This is a genomic window from Brevundimonas sp. DS20, from assembly GCF_001310255.1.
In the GTDB taxonomy this organism is placed as follows: Bacteria; Pseudomonadota; Alphaproteobacteria; order Caulobacterales; family Caulobacteraceae; genus Brevundimonas; species Brevundimonas aurantiaca.
In genome coordinates this window covers 534,242-553,890 of the sequence record NZ_CP012897.1, presented here as the reverse complement: position 1 = coordinate 553,890, position 19,649 = coordinate 534,242, and the positions used below count along the sequence as shown (strand labels likewise).

The following is a 19,649-nucleotide window of genomic DNA, read 5'->3' as shown; positions in this document are numbered from 1 at the left end:
AAAGAAGGCCCGGAGCAAATGCTCCGGGCCTTTGTCGTTTGCGACTGACGAGGCTCTTACTGGGCGGCGCTGACGTGACCCCCTGAAACTCCTCCAGGAATAGCTAGAGTCCGCCCAACGAAGGACGGACAGAATGAAGCGATCGAGGTTCACGGAAGAGCAGATCATCGGGATCCTGCGGGAGCAGGAGGCCGGTGTAGCGACGGCGGAGGTGTGCCGACGCCACGGGGTCAGCTCGGCGACCTTTTACAAATGGAAGGCCAAGTTTGGCGGGCTCGACGTGTCGGAGGCTCGGCGGCTCAAGGCGCTCGAGGATGAGAACGCCCGGCTGAAGCGGATGCTGGCGGACGCGATGCTGGACAACGTGGCCCTGAAGGACCTGCTGGGAAAAAAGTGGTGACGCCCGCCGGCTATCGCGAGGCGGCTGGCCATCTGCAGGCCGCCTACGAGATGAGCGAAAGGCGGGCGTGCCGTGTTCTGGGCGTCGATCGGACGAGCGTGCGCTATCAGGCGACGCGCCCGGACGACGGCGCTCTGCGCGACCGGCTGAAGGCCCTGGCCCAGGAACGTCGACGGTTCGGCTATCGTCGCCTGCACGTGCTGCTGCGGCGCGAGGGCCATGCGGTCAACAGGAAACGGGTCCAGCGGATCTATCGCGACGAGCAACTGACGGTGCGCCGGCGCGGCGGCCGGAAGCGAGCGATGGGCACGCGGCGACCGCTGGACCTGCCGCTGGCGCCCAACCAGCGCTGGTCGCTGGACTTCGTCGCAGACCAGCTGACGGACGGGCGGCGCTTCCGCATCCTGACGGTGATCGATAACTGTACGCGCGAGTGCCTGGCGCTGGTGGCCGACACCTCGCTGTCGGGCGCGCGGGTCGTGCGGGAGTTGGACGCCGTCATCCGGCAGCGAGGGCGGCCCGACACCATCGTCAGCGACAACGGCACGGAGTACACCTCGAACGCGGTCCTGGCCTGGGCCGACGACACCGGCGTCGGCTGGCACTACATCGCGCCGGGCAAGCCCCAGCAGAACGGCTTCAACGAAAGCTTCAACGGGCGGCTGCGTGACGAGCTGCTGAACGAGACGCTGTTCCGCTCGCTGCCGCACGCTCGCGCCGTGCTGGAGGCGTGGCGACGCGATTACAACGAGCAGCGTCCGCACTCGAAGCTCGGGTGGCTGACGCCGCAGGCTTATGCAGAAGCGCTCACCGGACACATCGGCCGGCCTGCTGCGCTGGTTGATGGCTGCGCAGACCGGCCTCTTGCCAACCCAGCCGATCACAGCTCAGATCAACCTAGGACTCTCGTTATGGCTGGATGAGAAACGGGGGTCACGTCAGCGCCGCTCGCCGAGCGAACCTCGACCGGCAGGCCCAGGGCGTCGAGCTGGGGCTTGACCACCGAGGCGTCGCCGACGACCACCCAGACGAAGCGGGACGGGTCGAGCGCGGCCTGGGCCGCGGCGTCCAGTTCGGCCGTCGTCAGGGCGTTGGTGCGAGCGGCCACCGTTTCCGGATAGTCGTCCGGACGGCCCAGCATGTCGTTGATCCGCATGGCGTTCAGAACCGCCAAGGAGGTTTCATAGCTGCCGGCCAGACGGCGGGTATTGCCGTTGACGGTCCGCTCCAGCTCAGCCGGCGTCACGCCCTTGCCGCCCTTCAGGAAGTCGTTGAACTGGGCGTTCAGGGCGGTGATGGCCGGCCCGGTCTGGTCGGCCTGGACCGGGGCGGTGATCAGATAGGGCACGCGGCCGACGAAGCCGGCGGTCGAGGCGTTGACGCCGTAAGACCACCCCTTGGTCTCGCGCAGGTCCGAGTTGATGCGCGACAGGAAGTCGTTGCCCAGCACATTGTTGGCGGCGTTGAAGACCAGCAGGTCGTCCGAGCCCTTGGCCGACAAGACCGTCCCGCCCATGATGTAGGACTGAGGCGACTGCGGCCGGTCGATCAGCACGATCTTCGACGGGGTCGCGGGGATCGGCGCGGAATAATCCTTCACGCCCTTGGGGGTGGCCGAGGGGACCCAATGGCCGAACTGGGCGTCAAGCAGAGGCTTGATCTCCGCCAGAGGCTTGTCCGAGACCACGAAGATCTTGGCGTTGTCGGGCCGGATCCACTCGGCGTAGTCGGCGCGGATGTCGGCCTCGGTGATGGCCTTGACGCTGGCCTCGTCGCCGTTGCCGCTGAACGGGCGGCCATAGGGGCTGGCCGAGCCGTAGATCAGTTCCGGCAGGGCGCGATTGGCCAGGGCGGCCGGCTGGGTCCGTTCCGCCGCGATCCGCGCCAAACGGGTGGCGCGCAGCCGCTCCAGCTCGGATGCGGCGAAGGCGGGGGTCTTGACCACCTCGGCCAGCAGGGCGACCGAGGGCTCCAGGTTTGGGGTCACGGCCGACAACTGGACCACCGATCGGTCCATCGAGGCGCCGGTCGAGATGGCGGCGCCGAGGGTTTCTTGCGCCTCGGCCAGCTGGGTGGCGTTCATGCTGCGGGTGCCCTCGTCCATCAGGTCCAGCATCAGGGTCTGCAGCCCCAGCTTGGACGCCTCGTCGGCGGCGATGCCCGCGTCGAACTCGATGGCGATCTTGGTCGCAGGCACGGCGTCGCGCTGGGCGTAGACCACCTCGACCCCGTTCGACAGGCGCGTGCGCTCCACAGTGGGGAAGTCGACGTTGGCGACGGCGGCGATCTCGGGCTTGGGCATGCGGGCCACGCGCTTGATCGGGGGCGCCGGGGTGCGGTTGGCGCCCGAGGGAGCCTCCGCCGCCTCCTGATAAGCCTCACGCTCGCCCGGCAGGGTGGTCAGTGTATAGGCCGGACGGGTCAGCCACTTCTGCATGGCCGCCTGGACCTGGGCGGGGGTGGCCGCCGCATAGGCCTGGAGCTCCTTCTTGTAGTGCTCCGGATCGCCGGCGTAGAGCTGGCCCTCAGCCAGGGCCACGGCCTTGCCGCCGAAGCCGCCGACCTGTTCCAGACCTTGAACCGTGCGCGAGACGTACTGGGTCTTGACCCGTTCCACCTCGGCCGCCGTCGGGCCGTTGGCGATCAGATCGTTCAGGATCTGGCGGGCGCGGGCCTCGACGGCCGCCGGGTCCTGGCCCGGCTTCACGTCGACGGTGATTTCGAACATGCCGACGCGGTGGAAGGCGCCGTTGTTCGCGCTGACCGAGACGGCGGTCTGCTCCCCGCGCACCAGTTCATTGTCCAGCCGCGAGCTGGCCAGGCCGCCCAGGACCGAGGCGCCGATGCTGAGCGGCACGGTGTCCGCGTCCAACAGGCCGGGCACGGCCCAGCTGATCTGAATTCGGGCGTTGGAGACGCGGTCGTGGGTGGTGTCGCTGACCGGCGCCGGCAGGGTCGGTACGGAGGCCTGGGCCGGGGTGTTGACCGGGCCGCGCGGAATCGGGCCGAAATACTTCTCGGTCAGCTCCCGCGCCTTGGCCGGGGTGATGTCGCCGGCCAGGACCAGGACGGCGTTGTTCGGACCATAGTTGGAGCGGAACCAGTCCCGCACCGTCTCCATCGAGGCCGCGTCCAGGTCGGCCATCGAGCCGATGGTCGAGTGGCGATAAGGGTGGCCCTCCGGGAACAGGGCCTCAAGCTGCTTGTATTCGTTCAGGCCGTAGGGCTGGTTGTCGCCCTGGCGCTTCTCGTTCTGGACCACGCCGCGCTGCAGATCGAGCGTCTCCTGGCTGATGGCGCCCAGCATATAACCCATGCGGTCGCTTTCCATGAACAGGGCCTGTTCCAGCGCCGGGGTCGGAACCGTCTCGAAATAGTTGGTGCGGTCGAACCAGGTGGTCCCGTTCATGTCCGTCGCGCCCATGTTGCGCATCGGGGTGAAATAGCTGCCCGGCGCATTCTCCGAGCCGCCGAACATCAGGTGTTCGAACAGGTGGGCGAAGCCCGTCTTGCCCTCAGGCTCGTCCTTGGAGCCGACGTTGTACCAGACCGATACGGCCACGACCGGGGCCTTGTGGTCTTCATGCACCAGAACGGTCAGGCCGTTGTCCAGGGTGAAGCGGGTGTAGGGAATGTCCACCTCGGCGACCAGTTCGGACACCGGTGCGGCCCGCAGGGCGGGCGCGGCGGCCTGGGCCGAGGCTGCGGGGGCCGACACGGCGGCGTTTGAGGCCCAGACCGGGGTAGAGACCGCCAGAAGGGCGGCGGCGGCGACGAGGGAAGAGGCGCGACGCATGGGTTCGACATCCTTGGTGACAGATGAACGACGACCATAACGACGGTCGATCCACTGGCAACGCGACCAAGTGAACATGAACAAAGCTTCATCTTTCCGTGGGGCCGCCCCGGAAAAGGTTGCATCGCCGGACCCCCGGTCTTATGCGCGCGTCAATTCTCCCCATCGCGCCGTCGAATTTACCGAAAGAGCCGCCATGTCCGCCCCCGCCGACAAGCCCGTGAAGAAAGTCGTCCTCGCCTATTCGGGCGGGCTGGACACCTCGATCATCCTGAAATGGCTGCAGACCGAATATAACGCCGAGGTCGTGACCTTCACCGCCGACCTGGGTCAGGGCGAGGAGCTTGGCCCGGCGCGCGAAAAGGCGCTGAAGCTGGGCATCAAGCCCGAGAACATCTTCATCGACGACCTGCGCGAGGAATTCGTGCGCGACTTCGTCTTTCCGATGTTCCGCGCCAATGCGCAATACGAGGGCGACTATCTGCTGGGCACCTCCATCGCTCGCCCGCTGATCTCCAAGCGCCAGATCGAGATCGCCCGTCAGGTCGGCGCCGACGCCGTCTGTCACGGCGCCACCGGCAAGGGCAACGACCAGGTCCGCTTCGAACTGGGCTATTACGCCCTGGAGCCCGACATCCGGGTGATCGCCCCCTGGCGCGAATGGGCGTTCCGCAGCCGCGAGGCCCTGCTGGACTTCGCCGAGAAGAACCAGATCCCGATCGCCAAGGACAAGCGCGGCGAGGCGCCCTTCTCGGTCGACGCCAACCTTCTGCACTCGTCCTCCGAGGGCAAGGTGCTGGAAGACCCGGCGGTCGAGGCCCCCGAGTTCGTCCACCAGCGGACCATTTCGCCCGAGGACGCGCCGGACAAGGCGACCGTCATCGAGATCGGTTTTGAGAAGGGCGACGCCGTCTCGATCAACGGCGAGGCCATGAGCCCGGCCACCCTCCTGACCGCCCTGAACCAGTACGGCCACGACAACGGCATCGGCCGTCTCGACCTGGTCGAGAACCGTTTCGTCGGCATGAAGTCGCGCGGCGTCTATGAGACCCCCGGCGGGACCATCCTGATCGCGGCCCACCGCGGCATCGAAAGCATCACCCTGGACGGCGGCTCCATGCACCTGAAGGACCAGCTGATGCCGAAATACGCCGAGCTGATCTACAACGGCTTCTGGTTCTCGCCCGAGCGCGAGATGCTGCAGGCCGCCATCGACAAGAGCCAGGAGAAGGTCTCCGGCACGGTCAAGGTCAAGCTCTACAAGGGCAATGTCTCGGTCATCGGCCGCGAGAGCCCCAACAGCCTGTACGACCAGGATCTGGTGACCTTCGAAGAAGGCGTCCAGGCCTATGACCACAAGGACGCCGCCGGCTTCATCAAGCTGAATGCGCTCCGCCTGCGTGTTCTAGCCAAGCGCGGCGCGCGCCAGGGCTAGGCTGCGTCGCGGGAGAAGCCGAATGACCGTAAAGGACCGCATCAGGATCCATCAGACCCGGCTTCTCTCGGACAACTGGTATGTGCTGAAGACGACCCGTTTCGACTGGAAACGGCGCGACGGCGTCTGGCAGACCCAGGAGCGGGAGCATTACGACCGGGGCAATGGGGCGGTGCTTCTGCCCTATAATCCGGCGGCGCGCACCGTGCTGCTGGTGCGGCAGTTCCGGCTGCCGGCCTATCTGAACGGCTATGACGACCTGCTGATCGAGGCGGCGGCCGGCCTGCTGGACGACGCCCAGCCCGAGGTGCGGATCCGCGCCGAGGTCGAGGAGGAGCTGGGCTATCGCCTCGGCGCGGTGCGCAAGGTGTTCGAGGCCTTCATGAGCCCCGGCTCTGTCACCGAAATCCTGCACTTCTTCGTCGCCGAATATGATGCGTCCATGCGGATCGGCGACGGCGGCGGCCATCCGGACGAGGGCGAGGACATCGAGGTGCTGGAGCCGACCGTGGACGAGGCCCTGGCCATGATCGCCGACGGCCGCATCCGCGACGCCAAAACCATCATGCTGTTGCAGCACCTCGCTTTGACGGTCTTCCGCTGAAGCATGCCTAACGGCTTCAGCGGGATCGCGAAGCGATCCCGCTTCAACCGATCAGGCTCTAAGGCGTCAGCAGAATCCACAGGCCTGTCGCCGCGAAACCGGCGGCGGCGGCCAGCCGGATCCACTTCAGCGGCAGCTTCTTCGCCGCCGTCTCGCCCAGCAGGACGGCGGGCCCGTTGACCAGCATCATCCCCAGGGTCGAACCGGCGACCACCACCGGCAGATTCTCGAATCGGGCGGCCAGCATGGCGGTGGCCACCTGGGTCTTGTCGCCCATCTCGATCAGGAAGAAGGCCGAGGCGGTGGTCCAGAAGATGGCCCAGAAGCCGCGCTGAACCTCGCCCTTCTGTTCGTCCAGGGTGTCGGGGATCAGGGCCCAGGCCGCGAAACCCAGAAAGGCGAGGCCGACGATCCAGCGCATCCACTCGCCCGTGATGAAATGGGCCAGGACGGTGCCGGCCAGGGCGGCGAAGGCGTGGTTCAGCAGGGTGGCCGCCAGAATGCCCAGGATGATGGGCGTGGGCCGTCGCCAGGTCGCCGCCATCACGATGGACAGCAACATGGTCTTGTCCCCGATCTCCGCGATGGAGACCAGGCCGGTCGAAATGAGGAAGGCTTCCAACGGGAACCTATATGCGCGGGAGCCTCGGCGGACGGACCTGTGGCGTTCGCAGCCGAGCCCCGCATGGACGTCCCTGCGAAAGCCGCCGGTCTTGCCGTGATCCGGATCTGAAAGACCCTGGACCGTTCCCGCGCCATCCTCTCCGGGAGAGGAAGTATGTTGACGCGGGCCCCGCTGATGGTTGCGGGCGGCTACTCCCCGATGACGGGGCGGGGTTTAGGCCAGGAGGCCGGAAATGAAAAGCTGATAACGACTCGCAAGAAGGGGTTCAGATCAGACCCTGCCGCCTGGCCTCGGCCGTGAGGCCGTCGCGGAACTCGGGCGCGGCGAGGGCGATCAGGGCGCGGGCCCGCTCGCCGGTCGATCGGCCCTTCAGGTTGGCCCACCCGTGCTCGGTGACGACGATATGCACGTCGTTGCGGGGCGTGGTGACCGGGCCGTCCAGCCGGGCGACGATGCGCGAGCAGCTCCCCCTGGCCGCCGTCGCATGACAGGCGATGATCGACTTGCCGCCGTCGGAGCCATAGGCGCCGCGCACGAAGTCCAGCTGTCCGCCCGAGGCGGTGAACTGGCGGCCGTTCAGATACTCCGAACAGCAGGCGCCGCTCAGGTCGATCTGTAGCGTGGCGTTGACCGAGACCATCCTGGCGTTGCGGGCGATGACGGCCGGATCGTTGACATAGGAGACAGGCCGGGCCTCCAGCCCCCGGTTCTCGTGCAGGAAGTCATAGGTGTTCTGGTCGCCCATCGAGAAGGCGAAGACCCCGACGCCGGGGTGCAGGGTCTTGCGGGTATGGTTCGCCACCCCGACCTGCATCAGCTCGACCAGGCCCGGTGTCAGCATTTCGGTGTGGACGCCCAGGTCGCGGTGGTTCTTCAGGGCGTCGCAGACGGCGTTGGGCAGGGCGCCGATCCCCATCTGCAATGTCGCGCCGTCCTCGACCAGGTCGGCGATGATCCGGCCGATGGCCAGGTCGGCCGGTTGGGGCTCGGCCCTGGGCACGGCCAGAAGCGGAGCGGCGTGTTCGACGATTCCGGACACCCGGGAAACATGGACGGTGCAGTCGCCGTACACGCGCGGCATATGCGGATTGACCTCGACCACGATGGTGCGGGCCGTCTCCGACACCGGCTTGGCGTAGTCGGTATTGGTGCCGAAGGAGAAGAAGCCGTCGGCGTCCATCGGCGAGACGGTGCAGACTAAGGTATCGACGCCGACCTCGTCGCACAGCAGGCGGGGCGATTGCTGGAAGCCGGTCGGGATGAACTGGACCGGGCTGGGCCGCCCCTCCTCAAAGGCGCGCTGCTCCAGCCGGCGTTCGACGGCGCTGTGGAACAGGCTCCAGGGCCGGATGCGGTCCATCAGTTCGTAACGCAGCACCGTATCGCCGGCGATGGCGGTGGAGAGCAGATAATAGAGGTTCACATCCTCGACCTCGCCGCGCTCTGCCCGTTCGGCCAGGGCCTTCAGCAGGGCCGGGGGCTGGGACACGCCCAGGCCCATGGCGATCCTGGCGCCGGATCGGATCAGGGCCGCAGCCTGGTCCGGCGTCTTCAGCCGCTCGGCGTAGAAGGCGGCGTGATCCATGGCGTCTCTCCCGTTTGCGCGCCCCTGTTCGGACGAGGCGTCGTCGGCGCCGACTATGCGGCCTCCTGCGGTTGAGCGGGTTCTAGACTTTGGTCGGATCGCCGGGCGTCTCGTCCGCCGTCGGAGACGGTTCGTCCTGCAAGGGCGCCCGGCGACGCTTTTGCCAACGCGCGACCCCATAGGCGACCAGCCACAGAAGCATGGCCCAGGCCGAGCCCACGGCCCAGCCGGCGAAGACGTCCGTCGCCCAGTGGGCGCCCAGATAGATGCGGGTCAGGCCGACCAGCAGGGCCATGACCATGCCGACGCCCAGGACGAAGATCTTGAACCGCCTGCGAGGAAAGGCGCGGGTCAGCATGACGGCCACGCTCAGATAGAAGACCGTCGCGAGCAGGGCGTGACCGGAGGGAAAGCTGGCGTTGATCGTCTCGACCGCCTGAAGCGCCTGGGGCGGACGCTCGCGTTCGAACACCGCCTTCAGCCCCTCGCTCAGCATGACGCCGCCCGTCAGCCCCAGGACCAGCAGCAGCGACGACAGCCATTTCCTCTGGCTCAGCAGAAAGAGGACGACGATCAGGGCGAACAGGCCCAGCACCGATATGCCGCCCAGCGATGTGAGGTCCGCCGCCGCCTCCTTCAGCCACCACGGCCCCCAGGGGCGGCCGGGATCGTCGGCATAGGGCCGCATCAGGCCCAGCACCTGGCGATCAAAGCTCTGACCGTCGGCCTCGGTCATGTCGTCAGCGATCTCGACGAACGCCGTCACGCCCAAGGCGGCGACGAACAGGGCCGTCAGAGCGGCCGTCTCGGCGCGCGCGACCGTCAGCAGGCGTATCAAAAAGGGACGGAGGTCGAAAACGGCCATGGGGCGTCGAAACGGCCAAGCTGGAGCGAAGTTCCGATCACGCCTTCGTGATGTCGCGGCTGCGGAGGCCCGTGAGGGGTTTGCTGGCTTGCACGCTGAACTTTCCCCAGGCGAGGCCGACTTGTCCGACCGATTCGCCGACAAAGCGAGCGTCAAGACGTTGACGGCTTATTAGGCATGTGCGCCCTATATGTGGGCTCGGGGAGCGTTGGAGCCACTAGATGATGTGGTTACGGCGCAGGTGGCTCTAGGCAGTTTATTGTTCAGGACGCAGATGACTATGGCTGGCGGCGAGGCTTTGAAGACAGCGGAATTCCAAGGTGTTGCGACGAACGCGGCGCCTGAGAAACCGCATCTGACCGTCGTGAAATCGGTCCAGGTGGATCGTTCGCGCGACGCCCTGCTGACCGATTTCGGCAAGAAGACGCTGGAGGACCGCTACCTGCTGCCGGGCGAGAGCTATCAGGACATGTTCGCCCGCGTCTCGACCGCCTTCTCGGACGACGCCGATCACGCTCAGCGCCTGTACGACTATATGAGCCGCCTGTGGTTCATGCCGGCGACGCCCGTCCTGTCGAACGGCGGCGCCGATCGCGGCCTGCCGATCTCCTGCTTCCTGAACGCGGTCGGCGACAGTCTGGACGGCATCCAGAACGTCTGGAACGAGAACGTCGCCTTGGCCTCGAACGGCGGCGGCATCGGCACCTACTGGGGCGGCGTCCGCTCGATCGGCGAGAAGGTCAAGGGCGCGGGCAAGACCTCGGGCATCATCCCCTTCATCCGCGTGATGGACTCGCTGACGTTGGCGATCAGCCAGGGGTCTCTGCGTCGCGGCTCGGCCGCCGTCTATCTGGACATCCACCACCCGGAGATCGAGGAGTTCCTCGAGATCCGCAAACCCTCAGGCGACTTCAACCGTCGCTCGTTGAACCTGCACCACGGCGTCAACGTCACCGACGAGTTCATGGAGGCGGTGAAGACCGGCTCCACCTTCGGCCTGCGCTCGCCCAAGACCGGCGAGGTGCTGAAGACCGTCGACGCCCGCTCGCTGTGGACCAAGCTGCTCGACATCCGGATGCAGACCGGCGAGCCCTATATGATCTTCTCCGACACGGTGAACCGCCAGATGGCGCCGCACCAGAGGGAGCTGGGGCTGAAGGTCAAACAGTCCAACCTGTGCGCCGAGATCATGCTGCACACCGGCCGCGACCACCTGGGCGTGGACCGGACCGCCGTCTGCTGCCTGTCGTCGGTCAACGCCGAGACCTTCCTGGAATGGCGCGAGGAGCCCCGCTTCGTCGAGGACCTGATGCGCTTCCTGGACAATGTTCTGGAAGACTTCATCCGCCGCGCCCCGCCGGCCATGGCCGCCGCCGTCTATTCGGCCAAGCGCGAGCGTTCGGTGGGCCTGGGCCTAATGGGCTTCCACTCCTTCCTGCAGTCGCAGGGCGTGGCCTTCGAGAGCGCCATGGCCAAGTCGTGGAACATGCGCCTGTTCAAGCACCTGCGTCGCGAGGCCGACAAGGCCAGCCGCGTTCTGGCCGAGGAGAAGGGTCCCTGCCTGGACGCCGAGGAGCGCGGCGTGATGGAGCGGTTCAGCCACAAGCTGGCCATCGCCCCGACCGCCTCGATCTCGATCATCTGCGGCGGGACGTCGGCCGGCATCGAGCCGATCCCGGCCAATATCTACACCCACAAGACCCTGTCGGGCTCCTTCGCCGTCAAGAACCCCTATCTGGAGCGTCTGCTGGACGAGAAGGGGATCAACACCGAGGCGGTCTGGAGCTCCATCCTCCAGCACGAGGGCTCGGTCCAGCATCTGGACGCCCTCAGCGAGGACGAGAAGGGGATCTTCAAGACCGCCTTCGAACTGGACCAGCGCTGGGTGGTGGAACTGGCCGCCGACCGCGCCCCGGAAATCTGCCAGGCCCAGTCGCTGAACCTCTTCATCCCCGGAGACGTCAACAAGTGGGACCTGCACATGCTGCACTGGTCGGCCTGGGAACGCGGCGTGAAGTCCCTGTACTATCTGCGATCCAAGTCGGTTCAGCGCGCCGCCTTCGCCGGCGCCGAGGACAAGGCCGAGGCCGAGATCGACCCGAACCAGCCAGACCTCTTCTCCATGCCCAAGACCGACTACGACGAGTGTCTGGCCTGCCAATAGGCCTCCTGCGCCGCAGCAACTGGCGTGAAAGGGCTCCGTGGTCACGGAGCCCTTTTTTCGTGTTCGGAACTCGCCACAAGGCGCGGCGTTGAAAAACGACCAAAGAATGTCGTGAAAATGTCTGTTGGACTCCCGCCCTGCATGGTGCAAGCTGGAGAACAGCGGACGGTGGGGAGACCGAATGCGTGTAGCGGCCTGGTTGTTTGGAGTGGCAAGCGTGCTGGCGTCCGCCGGCGCGGTCGATGCTCGCGCCCAGGCCTGGGTCCCCGACGCCTTTGACGCCGCACCCGAAACCGGATCGAACGTCACGGCTCGGTTGAACGAACAGCAGAGTTTTCGGGTCTCTCCCGACGCGCCCTTCGGCCCTGAGATCGAGATGAAGACGCCCCTGGCGATCTCGGGTGAGGCTCAAGGGATCGCCGCCAGCACCCGCCGCGACATCTGGATCGACCGCCAAGGCTTCACCGATCGGCTCAGCCTAGAGACCGCGGGCCGCCTGACACGCGCCGACGGCTCCCCTCTGCCGGTCACCCTCCAGGACCGGGCCGTTCTGGAGCCCGAAGCCTATGATCTGCGCTATGTGCGCGGCTTCCGCAGCGCGGTCGGCCGCACGGCCTCTGGCCTGGAGGTCAGTCTGACGCCCCATGCCGGCGTCGGCCTGGGCAGCGAGGGCGGATCGGCCGAGGCCGGCGCCACTTTGAAGATCGGCGAGGGGCTAGACCGCCTGGCGCCCGACGGCGACGCCCGGTTCGGCCAGCGTCCGCGCTGGTACCTGTATGCCGCCGGCTCGGGCCGCGCCGTCGGCTATAATTTCGCCCGCACTCGCGACGGCGACTACGCTCGATCCGGCTACACTCAGGACCGCGGATCCTTCCTGGGCGACGCCTCCGTGGGGGTGGCCTATCGCCGTGGCGCGGTCCAGACCTCGGTCGGTCTGGTCTATCGCGAAATCGACGCCGGCAAGGGGCTGCGCGGCATGAACGGGCTGGACACCGACGTGGATGAGGGGCTGATCGCCTTCCAGCTCTCGATCAAGCCTCGCCGCTGATCGCGGATCGGGGCCTCAAGGCGCTTCCGACACCGCGACCCCCTCCCGTCGAGGATCGGCCCCGCCGTCCCAGCGGCCGTCGCGCCACATCGCGCCATGCAGGCCCGAGGTCTCCGTGGCGTTGGGCCTCAGCCCCATGCCGGCCGCTCCCAGGGCTTGGGCGATGTCCGGCGGGATCTGCGCCGTATCAGCGCCGACCGAACCGCCCCGCACCACCAGATTCGGCAGGGCGATCGCCTCCTGGACCGGCAGGTTCCAGTCGATCATCCCGACCAGGGCCTTGGCCACATAGGCCAGGATGCTGGACCCGCCGGGCGACCCGATCGCCCCGACCAGACGCCCCTGTCGATCCAGGATCAGAACGGGGGTCATGGACGAGCGCGGCCGCTTGCCCGCCGCTACGGCGTTGGCCGCCGGATGGCCGTCTTCGGACGGGGTGAAGGAAAAGTCGGTCAGCTGATTGTTCAGGAAGAAGCCCTCGACCACCCGCCCGTCGCCGAAGATGCTTTCGACCGTGGTGGTCATGCTGACCGCATTCCCGTCCGCATCGACGATGACCATGTGCGAGGTTCCGCCCGGCTCGGCCGTGGCGTCCGCGCTGCGCGGCGCAGAGCCGGGCGGCGCGCCCGCCGGAACCGGCCCGTCGACCTCCGGGACCAGGGCCGCGCGCTGGGCCACATAGGCGGGGTCCAGCAGGCCCGCGATCGGCACGCCCACGAAATCCGCATCGCCGACATAGCGGTCACGATCAGCATACATCAGCCTTTGCAGCCGGCCGAAGGCCACCCAGGCCTCGGGACTGTCGGCCCCCTTCTGGATGTCGGGCGTGTGTTCCGCCATGGCCAGGAACTGCAACAGGGCCACCCCGCTGGACGGCGGGGGCGGAACGCAGATCACATAGATCCGATAGGGCCGGCACAGGGCGTCCCGGCGCAGCGGACGATAGGCGGCGATGTCCGCCTCGGTCAGGCCGCCCGGGCGCGGACCCTCGGCGACGGTGCGGGCGATCTCCCGGCCGATGCGTCCCCCGTAGAAGACGCCGGGCCCCTCGGCCGCCAGGGTCTGAACCGTTCGGGCGTAGGCCGGATTGCGCATCACATCCCCGGCCCGGTAGCGGAGGCCGTCTGGGCCGGTGAACAGGGCGGTCGCCCACCGGGTCTTGGCCTGGGGCGATGACCCATTGATCATGCCCGCCAGGCGCGGACTGACCACAAAGCCGTCGCGCGCCAGCCGTTCGGCGTCGTCGAACAGATCGCGCCAGGCCAGCCGTCCCTGGTCCTGATGGGCCATGGCCAGCATGGCCACCGCCCCCGGCGCTCCGGTCGATCGGCCCGACAGTATGGCGTCGATGAAGGGCAGGGGCTCGCCGTCCTCATAGAACAGTTCGGGCGTGGCCGAGGCGGGGGCCGTCTCGCGCCCGTCATAGGCGGTGATCCGGCCGGTCTTGGCCTCATAGCTCATCAGAAAGGCCCCGCCCCCCAGGCCTGACGATTGGGGTTCCACCAGCCCCAGCACCGCCTGGACGGCGACCGCCGCATCTACCGCCGAGCCGCCCCGGCGCAGCACCTTCATCCCGGCCTCGACCGCCAGGGGATTGGCGGCGGCGACGAACGGCCCCCGCGCGATCGACGGGGCCCCGGCCGGGTCCGACCGCGCCTCCAGCGAAGGCGCCGCGGCCGGGGTCTGGCATCCGGCCAGAAGCGTCGGGACGGAAACCGCCGCGACCAACAGGGACACGAGACGACGACGCAAAAACAACATTCAGGCGGTCCGACAGGGGGAGAGGTCCGGGCGACGAGGCCCGCCAGGGGACCACGCCGATCAACCCCGCTACAGAAACTGCATTCCCCCGCTTGCGTCCACCCCGTTCAGCGGCTAAAGACCCGCCCTCGCCGCAAGGCAGACGCACCCGTAGCTCAGCTGGATAGAGCACCAGACTACGAATCTGGGGGTCAGGAGTTCGAATCTCTTCGGGTGCGCCATTTTCCTTTGTTTGGCGCTCTGCGGTTGATCGCCCTCTTGGAGCCTGCCGGCGCCAGACGCGCAACGGTCGAGACGGAATTCATCTAACAGCCAAGCCTCGTGGTAGACGATGCAGGCCGTATGCCCCGCCTCGGCATGGCGATGCAGTAGGATTCTGAGAGGCTCGGGGCAGCGCCAAGCGCCCAGCGACGTCTAGATCTCAGCTGAGACTCAGCCTTGGGCGGCGCGCAGACCGTTGGCGGAGGCTTGCTGGAGGGCGGGGCGTTTTTGGCCGCCGGAGGCGATGATGCGGTCGATCCGAGCTTTTTCGGCGCGGAAGGCGGCCAGGTCGGCGCCGGACAGTTCGGTGCCCTCCTGGGTTTTGACGCCGGCCGGATTGATCCGTTGTCCGTTGCGCCAAATTTCGTAGTGAAGGTGCGGACCGGTGGAGGCGCCGGTCGAGCCGACATAGGCGACGATCTGGCCCTGGCTGACCCGCTGGCCGGCGCGGATGCCGGCCCCGTAGCGGGACAGGTGGCCGTAGCCGCTTTCCAGACCGTTGTTGTGGCGAATGCGCAGCCAGTTGCCGTAGCCGCCCCAGCGGCGCGCCTCGACCACCACGCCGTCGGCGGGGGCGACGACCGGCGTCCCGGTGCCGGCGGCGAAGTCGATGCCCTGGTGCATCTTGCGATAGCCGGAAATCGGATGGGTCCGGAAGCCGAAGCCCGAGGACACGCGTCGGAAGTTCTGCAGCGGGGTGCGCATCATGGCCGAGCGCAGGTTCTTGCCCGAGGCGTCGAAGAACTGCGCCTCTTTGGCGCCGGCCGGCTTGAAGCGATAGAAGGTCACGCCGCGCAGTTCGGCATAGACCAGATCGCCCACGGCGACGGTGCGGCCGGCCTCGGTCACGTCCCGGTCGAAGACCATGGTGAACTCGTCCGAGGCGCGGATGTCGCGTTGCATGTCGAACTTGGTGGCGAACAGTCGGCTGGCGGCGCGGACGATGGAGGCGGTGGCGCCCAGTTCGCGGGCGCTGGCGGACAGGGAGCGTTCGACGTCCCCCTTCAGCACCACGGTCTCGTGGGTGACCTTTTCCTCAAGCGAGCGCAGGCGCAGGGCGCCGTCGAAGCTGCGCGACACCGTCAGCTGGCTGGCCGGGCCGGTTCGCATGGTCAGGCCGATCAGGCGGGCGTCGCCTCGGCCGTCGCGCGGCTTGGCGATGGCGGTCTCGAAACGAAGGCCGGCGCGCAGGTCGGACAGGTCGAAGGCGTTGGCGACGGTGGCGGCGACGGCGCTGGCCTCTTCCGGGGCGACGCCGGTGCGGCGCACGGCCTCTTCAAAGGTTTCGCCGCGACGGATCTGGACGGGAACGGCCTCCGGGGCGGTCATGCCGGCCGGAGCATTGGCGGCGGCGAAGGCCTGAACCTCCATGGCGGCCATCTGGGCCGAGGAGGGGACGGGAACTTCTTCAGCCCTGGCGGGTTGATAGACTCTGCCGGCCAGAAGCGCCACCGAGACCGCGGCGGCGGCGGTCAGAGCGTGCGGGGCGAGGCGCATCGGCTGTCGGCGAGGGTCGAACTGAGCCATCGGTCTCGTCGTGCTGCAACGCCAGAGGCGTCAAACCATAGTCACCAAACTGCGCCGCATTCCTGAAAATGCGAAGGCTAGGCCTATACCTCGCCTGTTCCACTTTGGGAAGGCGGTTGCTTACAAGGCGTTAAGAGACGGCTCAAGCCCGTAAGGGTGCGTAGTCGTCCTGCCCCCGTTCCATAGGTTGCCCTCTTGTCGCCCCGCTTGGCTGCAACGGAAGATGAGAACGGACGTTGCGGACGCGCGTCTTCAAGGCGACGCTTGGGGCGTAAATCTTCATCGGGGGCAGCGATGGCGGTCTGGAAAATGGTTCTTTCGCTTTCCGGTCTGGACGTTTGACCGATACGACGACGCCATCCGACCGGTCGCGTCCGCCGTCCCGGCGGAACGATCCGCTGCGTCGGCTCGGCCGCGTCGCCGGCGTTGGGGTGCTGGTCGTCGCCCTCCTGCTGGCGGCGCTTTATCTGAATCGTCGAGCGGCGGCGCGCGAGGTCCTGGTGGGTTGGCTGGACCGGCGCGGGGTCCAGGCGGAGGTCGAGGTCGAGCGGATCGAGCTGGACGGCTTCGTCGGGCGTATCCGCATCGGCGATCCCAAAAATCCGGACGTGACGGTCGAGCGGGTCGAGGTGGACTACGCCGTGGCCTGGCCCTGGTCGAAGACGGGGCTGGGAGTGACGCCCAGCCGCGTTCGACTGGTCAGGCCGGTGATGCGCGCCAGTTGGAAGGACGGGAAGCTGGCGTTCGGATCGCTGGACCCGGTGATCAAATCCTTCACGGGCGGCCCGCCGCGTCCGGATGCGCGCGCGCCCCAGGTCATCGTCGAAGACGGCCGGGCGCTGTTGGAGACGGACTACGGCGCCGTGCGGATTCTGGGCGATGCGCGGGTGGACGACGGCAAGCTGATGCGGCTGAAGGCGGCGGTTCCGGCGACCGCGCTTCAAAGCGGCGAGGTTCAGGCCCAGGGGTTCGCCGCTGCGATCGATCTGACGACGACCGGCGACCGGGTGAAATTAAGGTTGCGGGGTGAGGCCGAGCGTTTCGTCGGCGCCGGCCTGAGCGGGCGTCGCGCCCTGCTGAGCCTGGACGGGGACCTGCCCTATCGGGATTTGAAGACGCGACGCGGCGATGGCCGCGCGCGCCTCCATGCGCGTTTGACGGGCGAGGTTCTCGGCCTGGGGGCGACCCAGGCGCGTGATGCAGAGATCCAGGCCCGGTTCGACGGTCGAACCGCCGGATGGATCGAAGACTTCCAGCTGGACGGCGAGACCGGCCTGGCCTTGACGGCGGCGGCCGTGGACGGCCCCGGCCTGAAGGCGACGCAGGCGCGGGTCCGAGCCGAAGGCGGACGCCTTGAGGTCAAGCGCGCAGACGCCCTGGGCTGGGGGCTGGAGACGCCGCTGGTCCTGACCGCGGAGGCCGGCGCGGCGGGCGGGGTCGAGACGCGCGGTCTTTCGATCCGTTCCGGAGCCTTGACGTTGGGCGGGCGCGACGCGGCTTTCGAGGCGACCGGGCCGGTCAAGGCCGGTTTCGACCGTATCGGCTGGGGCGACCTGACGTTAAGGCGTGGGACCGCCGATCTGAGCCTGGACGTCGTCAAGGACGAGGCGGTCCGCATCGTCGCCCAGGGCGCGATCCGGTCGGCGGACGGCGCCTGGCCCCTGTTCGGGCCGGTCGGGCCCGACGACATCGCCGAACTGGCCGAGATGAAGCGGGCGTTGGGCGGTTTCGCCCTGAACGCCCCGGCGGTTCGCCTGGTCACAGGGTCGGCCGGGACGGAGGCCAGCGTCCTGCGACCGGTCACGGCCAAGCCCGCCAACGGCGGCGTGTTGACCCTGTCGCAGCCCGCGGGCCAGACCGCCTACGCCGCCGAGCCGGGACGGCTGGGCGGCGGCGCGCTGAGGTTGACGGCGACGCGGGGACGGGGACTGCCGGAAATGGAGGTGGACGTGCCGCAGTGGCGGCTGACCGACGCCGGCTTCGAGGCTCAAATGGACGGCCGTGCGCGACTGGATTTCGACGTGGCGCGCGGGATCGACGCCCGGACGCGGGGGCTTCTGGCCCTTGCGGACGGACGGATCACCTACACCACCCCCGAATGTGCGGATCTGACGGTCGAACGGCTGGAGCTGGACGAGAACGACGTCCATGAAGTCGCCGGCGCCCTCTGTCCCACGGACGCGCCCTTGCTCAGCGCCAAGGAGGGGGTCTGGCGCGTCGTCGGCGGCTTTGATCGCCTTTCGGCCCAGGCGCCCTTCCTGGGCATGCGGTTCGAAGGGGCCGCCGGTCGGGTGACGGTGGACGGCGCATCCTCCGGCGTGGGGCTGACGGCGACGGTGACCCAGGCGCGGGCGGCGGACGCCCTGACCCCGAAGCGGTTCGAACCGCTCGCCGCCGTCGGACAGGTGCGGCTGGCCGAGGAGGTGTGGCGCGGCGGTTTCGACCTGGAAGGGACCGGCAAGGCGGCAGGGGCCGCCTTGGGGCGGTTGACCTTGATCCACGACGGCCGCAGCGGCGCCGGCGGCCTCCAGATTTCGGTTCCCCCGGTGACCTTCGTCGAGGGCGGCCTGCAACCGGCCATGCTGACGCCCCTGGTCGCGGACCTGGTGCAGTCGCCGGCGACCGGTTCGGTCGCCTTCGAGGGCCGGTTCGACTGGACCAAGACCGCCGAACCGACGTCGAGCGGGCGTCTGAGCGTGCCGGGGCTGGACTTCGTCAGCCCGGCCGGGGCGGTCAAGGGCGTCAAGGGCGACATCGTCTTCACCAGCCTGACGCCGCTGATCACCGCGCCGGATCAGAAGCTGACGGTCGACAGTCTGGCCGTGGGGACGGAGGCGACGGATCTGGACCTGACCTTCGCCGTCGACGCGGCCGGGATCAAGATCTCCGCAGGCTCGGTTCAGGCCGGCGGCGGAGTCGTCTCGGTGGAGCCGTTCGTCGTGCCGCTGGACGCCGCCCAGCCCTATGACGGGGTGGTGGTGCTGGACCGGGTCCAACTGGGCGATGTGGTGGCCGACACCGGTTTCGACGACAAGGTGGTGCTGGATGCGGTGGTCTCGGGCCGTCTGCCCTTCACCATGGATCCCAAGACCGGCTTGACGATCCGCAACGGGACCCTGGCGGCGGTCCAGCCGGGACGGCTGTCGATCAAGCGCGAGGTTCTGACCGACGTGGACGCCGGCGGAGGCGGAGCGGAGGTGCCGCCGAACATGGTCGAGGATCTGGCCTATCAGGCGATGGAGAACCTGGCCTTCGACGTGCTCAGCGCCGATGTGAACAGTCTGGACGGCGGGCGGCTGTCGGTCCTGTTCCGTATTCGCGGCCGGCACGCGCCGCCCCAGCGTCAGGAACTGCGTCTGACTCTGGCGGAGTTGATCAGTCGCGAATTCCTCAAGCGGGAACTGCCCCTGCCGTCCGGCACCCAGATCGACCTGACGCTGGATACGACCCTGAACGCCAATCAGCTGTTCTCGGATCTGCTGGCGGTGAATCGCGCCCGCCAAGGGCAGCAGGAAGAGGCGGCGCCGTGAGCCCGGCCATTCAGAGACCGTTCACGCGCAGCCGTGCTATTGCATCTT

12 protein-coding genes, 1 tRNA gene and 1 riboswitch are annotated in these 19,649 nt (G+C 67.9%); of the genes, 7 read left to right on the top strand and 6 right to left on the bottom strand.

Features of this window, described 5'->3' with window-relative positions:
• Window positions 1-133 precede the first annotated feature (133 nt).
• Window positions 134-1,323 (top strand): IS3 family transposase gene (locus JL11_RS02660; protein WP_165906610.1). Its coding sequence is split into 2 segments (ribosomal slippage): window positions 134-386 and window positions 386-1,323, totalling 1,191 coding nucleotides; the frame shifts between segments, so codons are not numbered across the junction.
• Here JL11_RS02660 and JL11_RS02655 read toward each other — a convergent pair.
• Window positions 1,293-4,196 carry a M16 family metallopeptidase gene (locus JL11_RS02655; RefSeq protein ID WP_054764290.1) on the bottom strand — a complete coding sequence of 968 codons (2,904 nt, stop codon included), beginning with the start codon at window positions 4,194-4,196 and terminating at the stop codon, window positions 1,293-1,295. The two genes, JL11_RS02660 and JL11_RS02655, sit on opposite strands and share 31 nt — an antisense overlap.
• 196 nt (window positions 4,197-4,392) lie before the next feature.
• Between JL11_RS02655 and JL11_RS02650 the strand changes: the two genes are divergently transcribed.
• Window positions 4,393-5,631 carry an argininosuccinate synthase gene (locus tag JL11_RS02650; protein ID WP_054764289.1) on the top strand — a complete coding sequence of 413 codons (1,239 nt, stop codon included), beginning with the start codon at window positions 4,393-4,395 and terminating at the stop codon, window positions 5,629-5,631.
• A gap of 22 nt (window positions 5,632-5,653) precedes the next feature.
• Window positions 5,654-6,235: an NUDIX domain-containing protein gene (locus tag JL11_RS02645; RefSeq protein WP_054764288.1), complete on the top strand. Its 582-nt coding sequence runs from the start codon at window positions 5,654-5,656 to the stop codon at window positions 6,233-6,235.
• A 58-nt stretch (window positions 6,236-6,293) separates the two neighbouring features.
• Here JL11_RS02645 and JL11_RS02640 read toward each other — a convergent pair whose 3' ends face one another.
• From JL11_RS02640 to JL11_RS02630, 3 genes are all read right to left on the bottom strand, one after another.
• Entirely contained in the window at window positions 6,294-6,857 is a 564-nt protein-coding gene (locus JL11_RS02640) for a TMEM165/GDT1 family protein (RefSeq protein ID WP_054764287.1), read from the bottom strand.
• Between the two features lie 30 nt (window positions 6,858-6,887).
• Window positions 6,888-7,069: riboswitch (yybP-ykoY riboswitch) on the bottom strand.
• Between the two features lie 56 nt (window positions 7,070-7,125).
• Complete coding sequence (locus tag JL11_RS02635) at window positions 7,126-8,445, bottom strand: acetyl-CoA hydrolase/transferase family protein (RefSeq protein ID WP_054764286.1); 1,320 nt, start codon at window positions 8,443-8,445, stop codon at window positions 7,126-7,128.
• Between the two features lie 82 nt (window positions 8,446-8,527).
• Entirely contained in the window at window positions 8,528-9,310 is a 783-nt protein-coding gene (locus JL11_RS02630) for a phosphatase PAP2 family protein (RefSeq protein WP_054764285.1), read from the bottom strand.
• 274 nt (window positions 9,311-9,584) lie between these two features.
• Between JL11_RS02630 and JL11_RS02625 the strand changes: the two genes are divergently transcribed.
• Together JL11_RS02625 and JL11_RS02620 are read left to right on the top strand one after the other, a co-directional pair.
• Complete coding sequence (locus JL11_RS02625) at window positions 9,585-11,474, top strand: ribonucleoside-diphosphate reductase subunit alpha (protein WP_054764284.1); 1,890 nt, start codon at window positions 9,585-9,587, stop codon at window positions 11,472-11,474.
• Window positions 11,475-11,691: 217 nt separating this feature from the next.
• Entirely contained in the window at window positions 11,692-12,522 is an 831-nt protein-coding gene (locus tag JL11_RS02620; RefSeq protein WP_224761120.1) for a lipid A-modifier LpxR family protein, read from the top strand.
• Window positions 12,523-12,537: 15 nt separating this feature from the next.
• Here the strand turns inward: JL11_RS02620 and JL11_RS02615 are convergent, their stop codons facing one another.
• Window positions 12,538-14,283, bottom strand: a complete 1,746-nt coding sequence (locus tag JL11_RS02615; protein WP_054764282.1) for a gamma-glutamyltransferase family protein — start codon at window positions 14,281-14,283, stop codon at window positions 12,538-12,540.
• A gap of 144 nt (window positions 14,284-14,427) precedes the next feature.
• Between JL11_RS02615 and JL11_RS02610 the strand changes: the two genes are divergently transcribed.
• Window positions 14,428-14,504 (top strand) — tRNA-Arg (locus JL11_RS02610).
• A gap of 211 nt (window positions 14,505-14,715) precedes the next feature.
• Here JL11_RS02610 and JL11_RS02605 read toward each other — a convergent pair.
• Complete coding sequence (locus JL11_RS02605; RefSeq protein ID WP_054764281.1) at window positions 14,716-16,071, bottom strand: M23 family metallopeptidase; 1,356 nt, start codon at window positions 16,069-16,071, stop codon at window positions 14,716-14,718.
• A 338-nt stretch (window positions 16,072-16,409) separates the two neighbouring features.
• Here JL11_RS02605 and JL11_RS02600 point away from each other — a divergent pair, with 338 nt between their 5' ends.
• Window positions 16,410-19,601, top strand: a complete 3,192-nt coding sequence (locus tag JL11_RS02600; RefSeq protein WP_082382564.1) for an intermembrane phospholipid transport protein YdbH family protein — start codon at window positions 16,410-16,412, stop codon at window positions 19,599-19,601.
• Window positions 19,602-19,649: the final 48 nt, after the last annotated feature.

Bases quoted from the DNA above. Each gene is read 5' to 3' on its own strand.
- JL11_RS02630 (WP_054764285.1), bottom strand. From the start codon at position 9,310: ATGGCCGTTTTCGACCTCCGTCCCTTTTTGATACGCCTGCTGACGGTC.
- JL11_RS02635 (WP_054764286.1), bottom strand. From the start codon at position 8,445: ATGGATCACGCCGCCTTCTACGCCGAGCGGCTGAAGACGCCGGACCAG.
- JL11_RS02605 (WP_054764281.1), bottom strand. From the start codon at position 16,071: ATGGCTCAGTTCGACCCTCGCCGACAGCCGATGCGCCTCGCCCCGCAC.
- JL11_RS02625 (WP_054764284.1), top strand. From the start codon at position 9,585: ATGACTATGGCTGGCGGCGAGGCTTTGAAGACAGCGGAATTCCAAGGT.
- JL11_RS02650 (WP_054764289.1), top strand. From the start codon at position 4,393: ATGTCCGCCCCCGCCGACAAGCCCGTGAAGAAAGTCGTCCTCGCCTAT.
- JL11_RS02645 (WP_054764288.1), top strand. From the start codon at position 5,654: ATGACCGTAAAGGACCGCATCAGGATCCATCAGACCCGGCTTCTCTCG.
- JL11_RS02615 (WP_054764282.1), bottom strand. From the start codon at position 14,283: ATGTTGTTTTTGCGTCGTCGTCTCGTGTCCCTGTTGGTCGCGGCGGTT.
- JL11_RS02655 (WP_054764290.1), bottom strand. From the start codon at position 4,196: ATGCGTCGCGCCTCTTCCCTCGTCGCCGCCGCCGCCCTTCTGGCGGTC.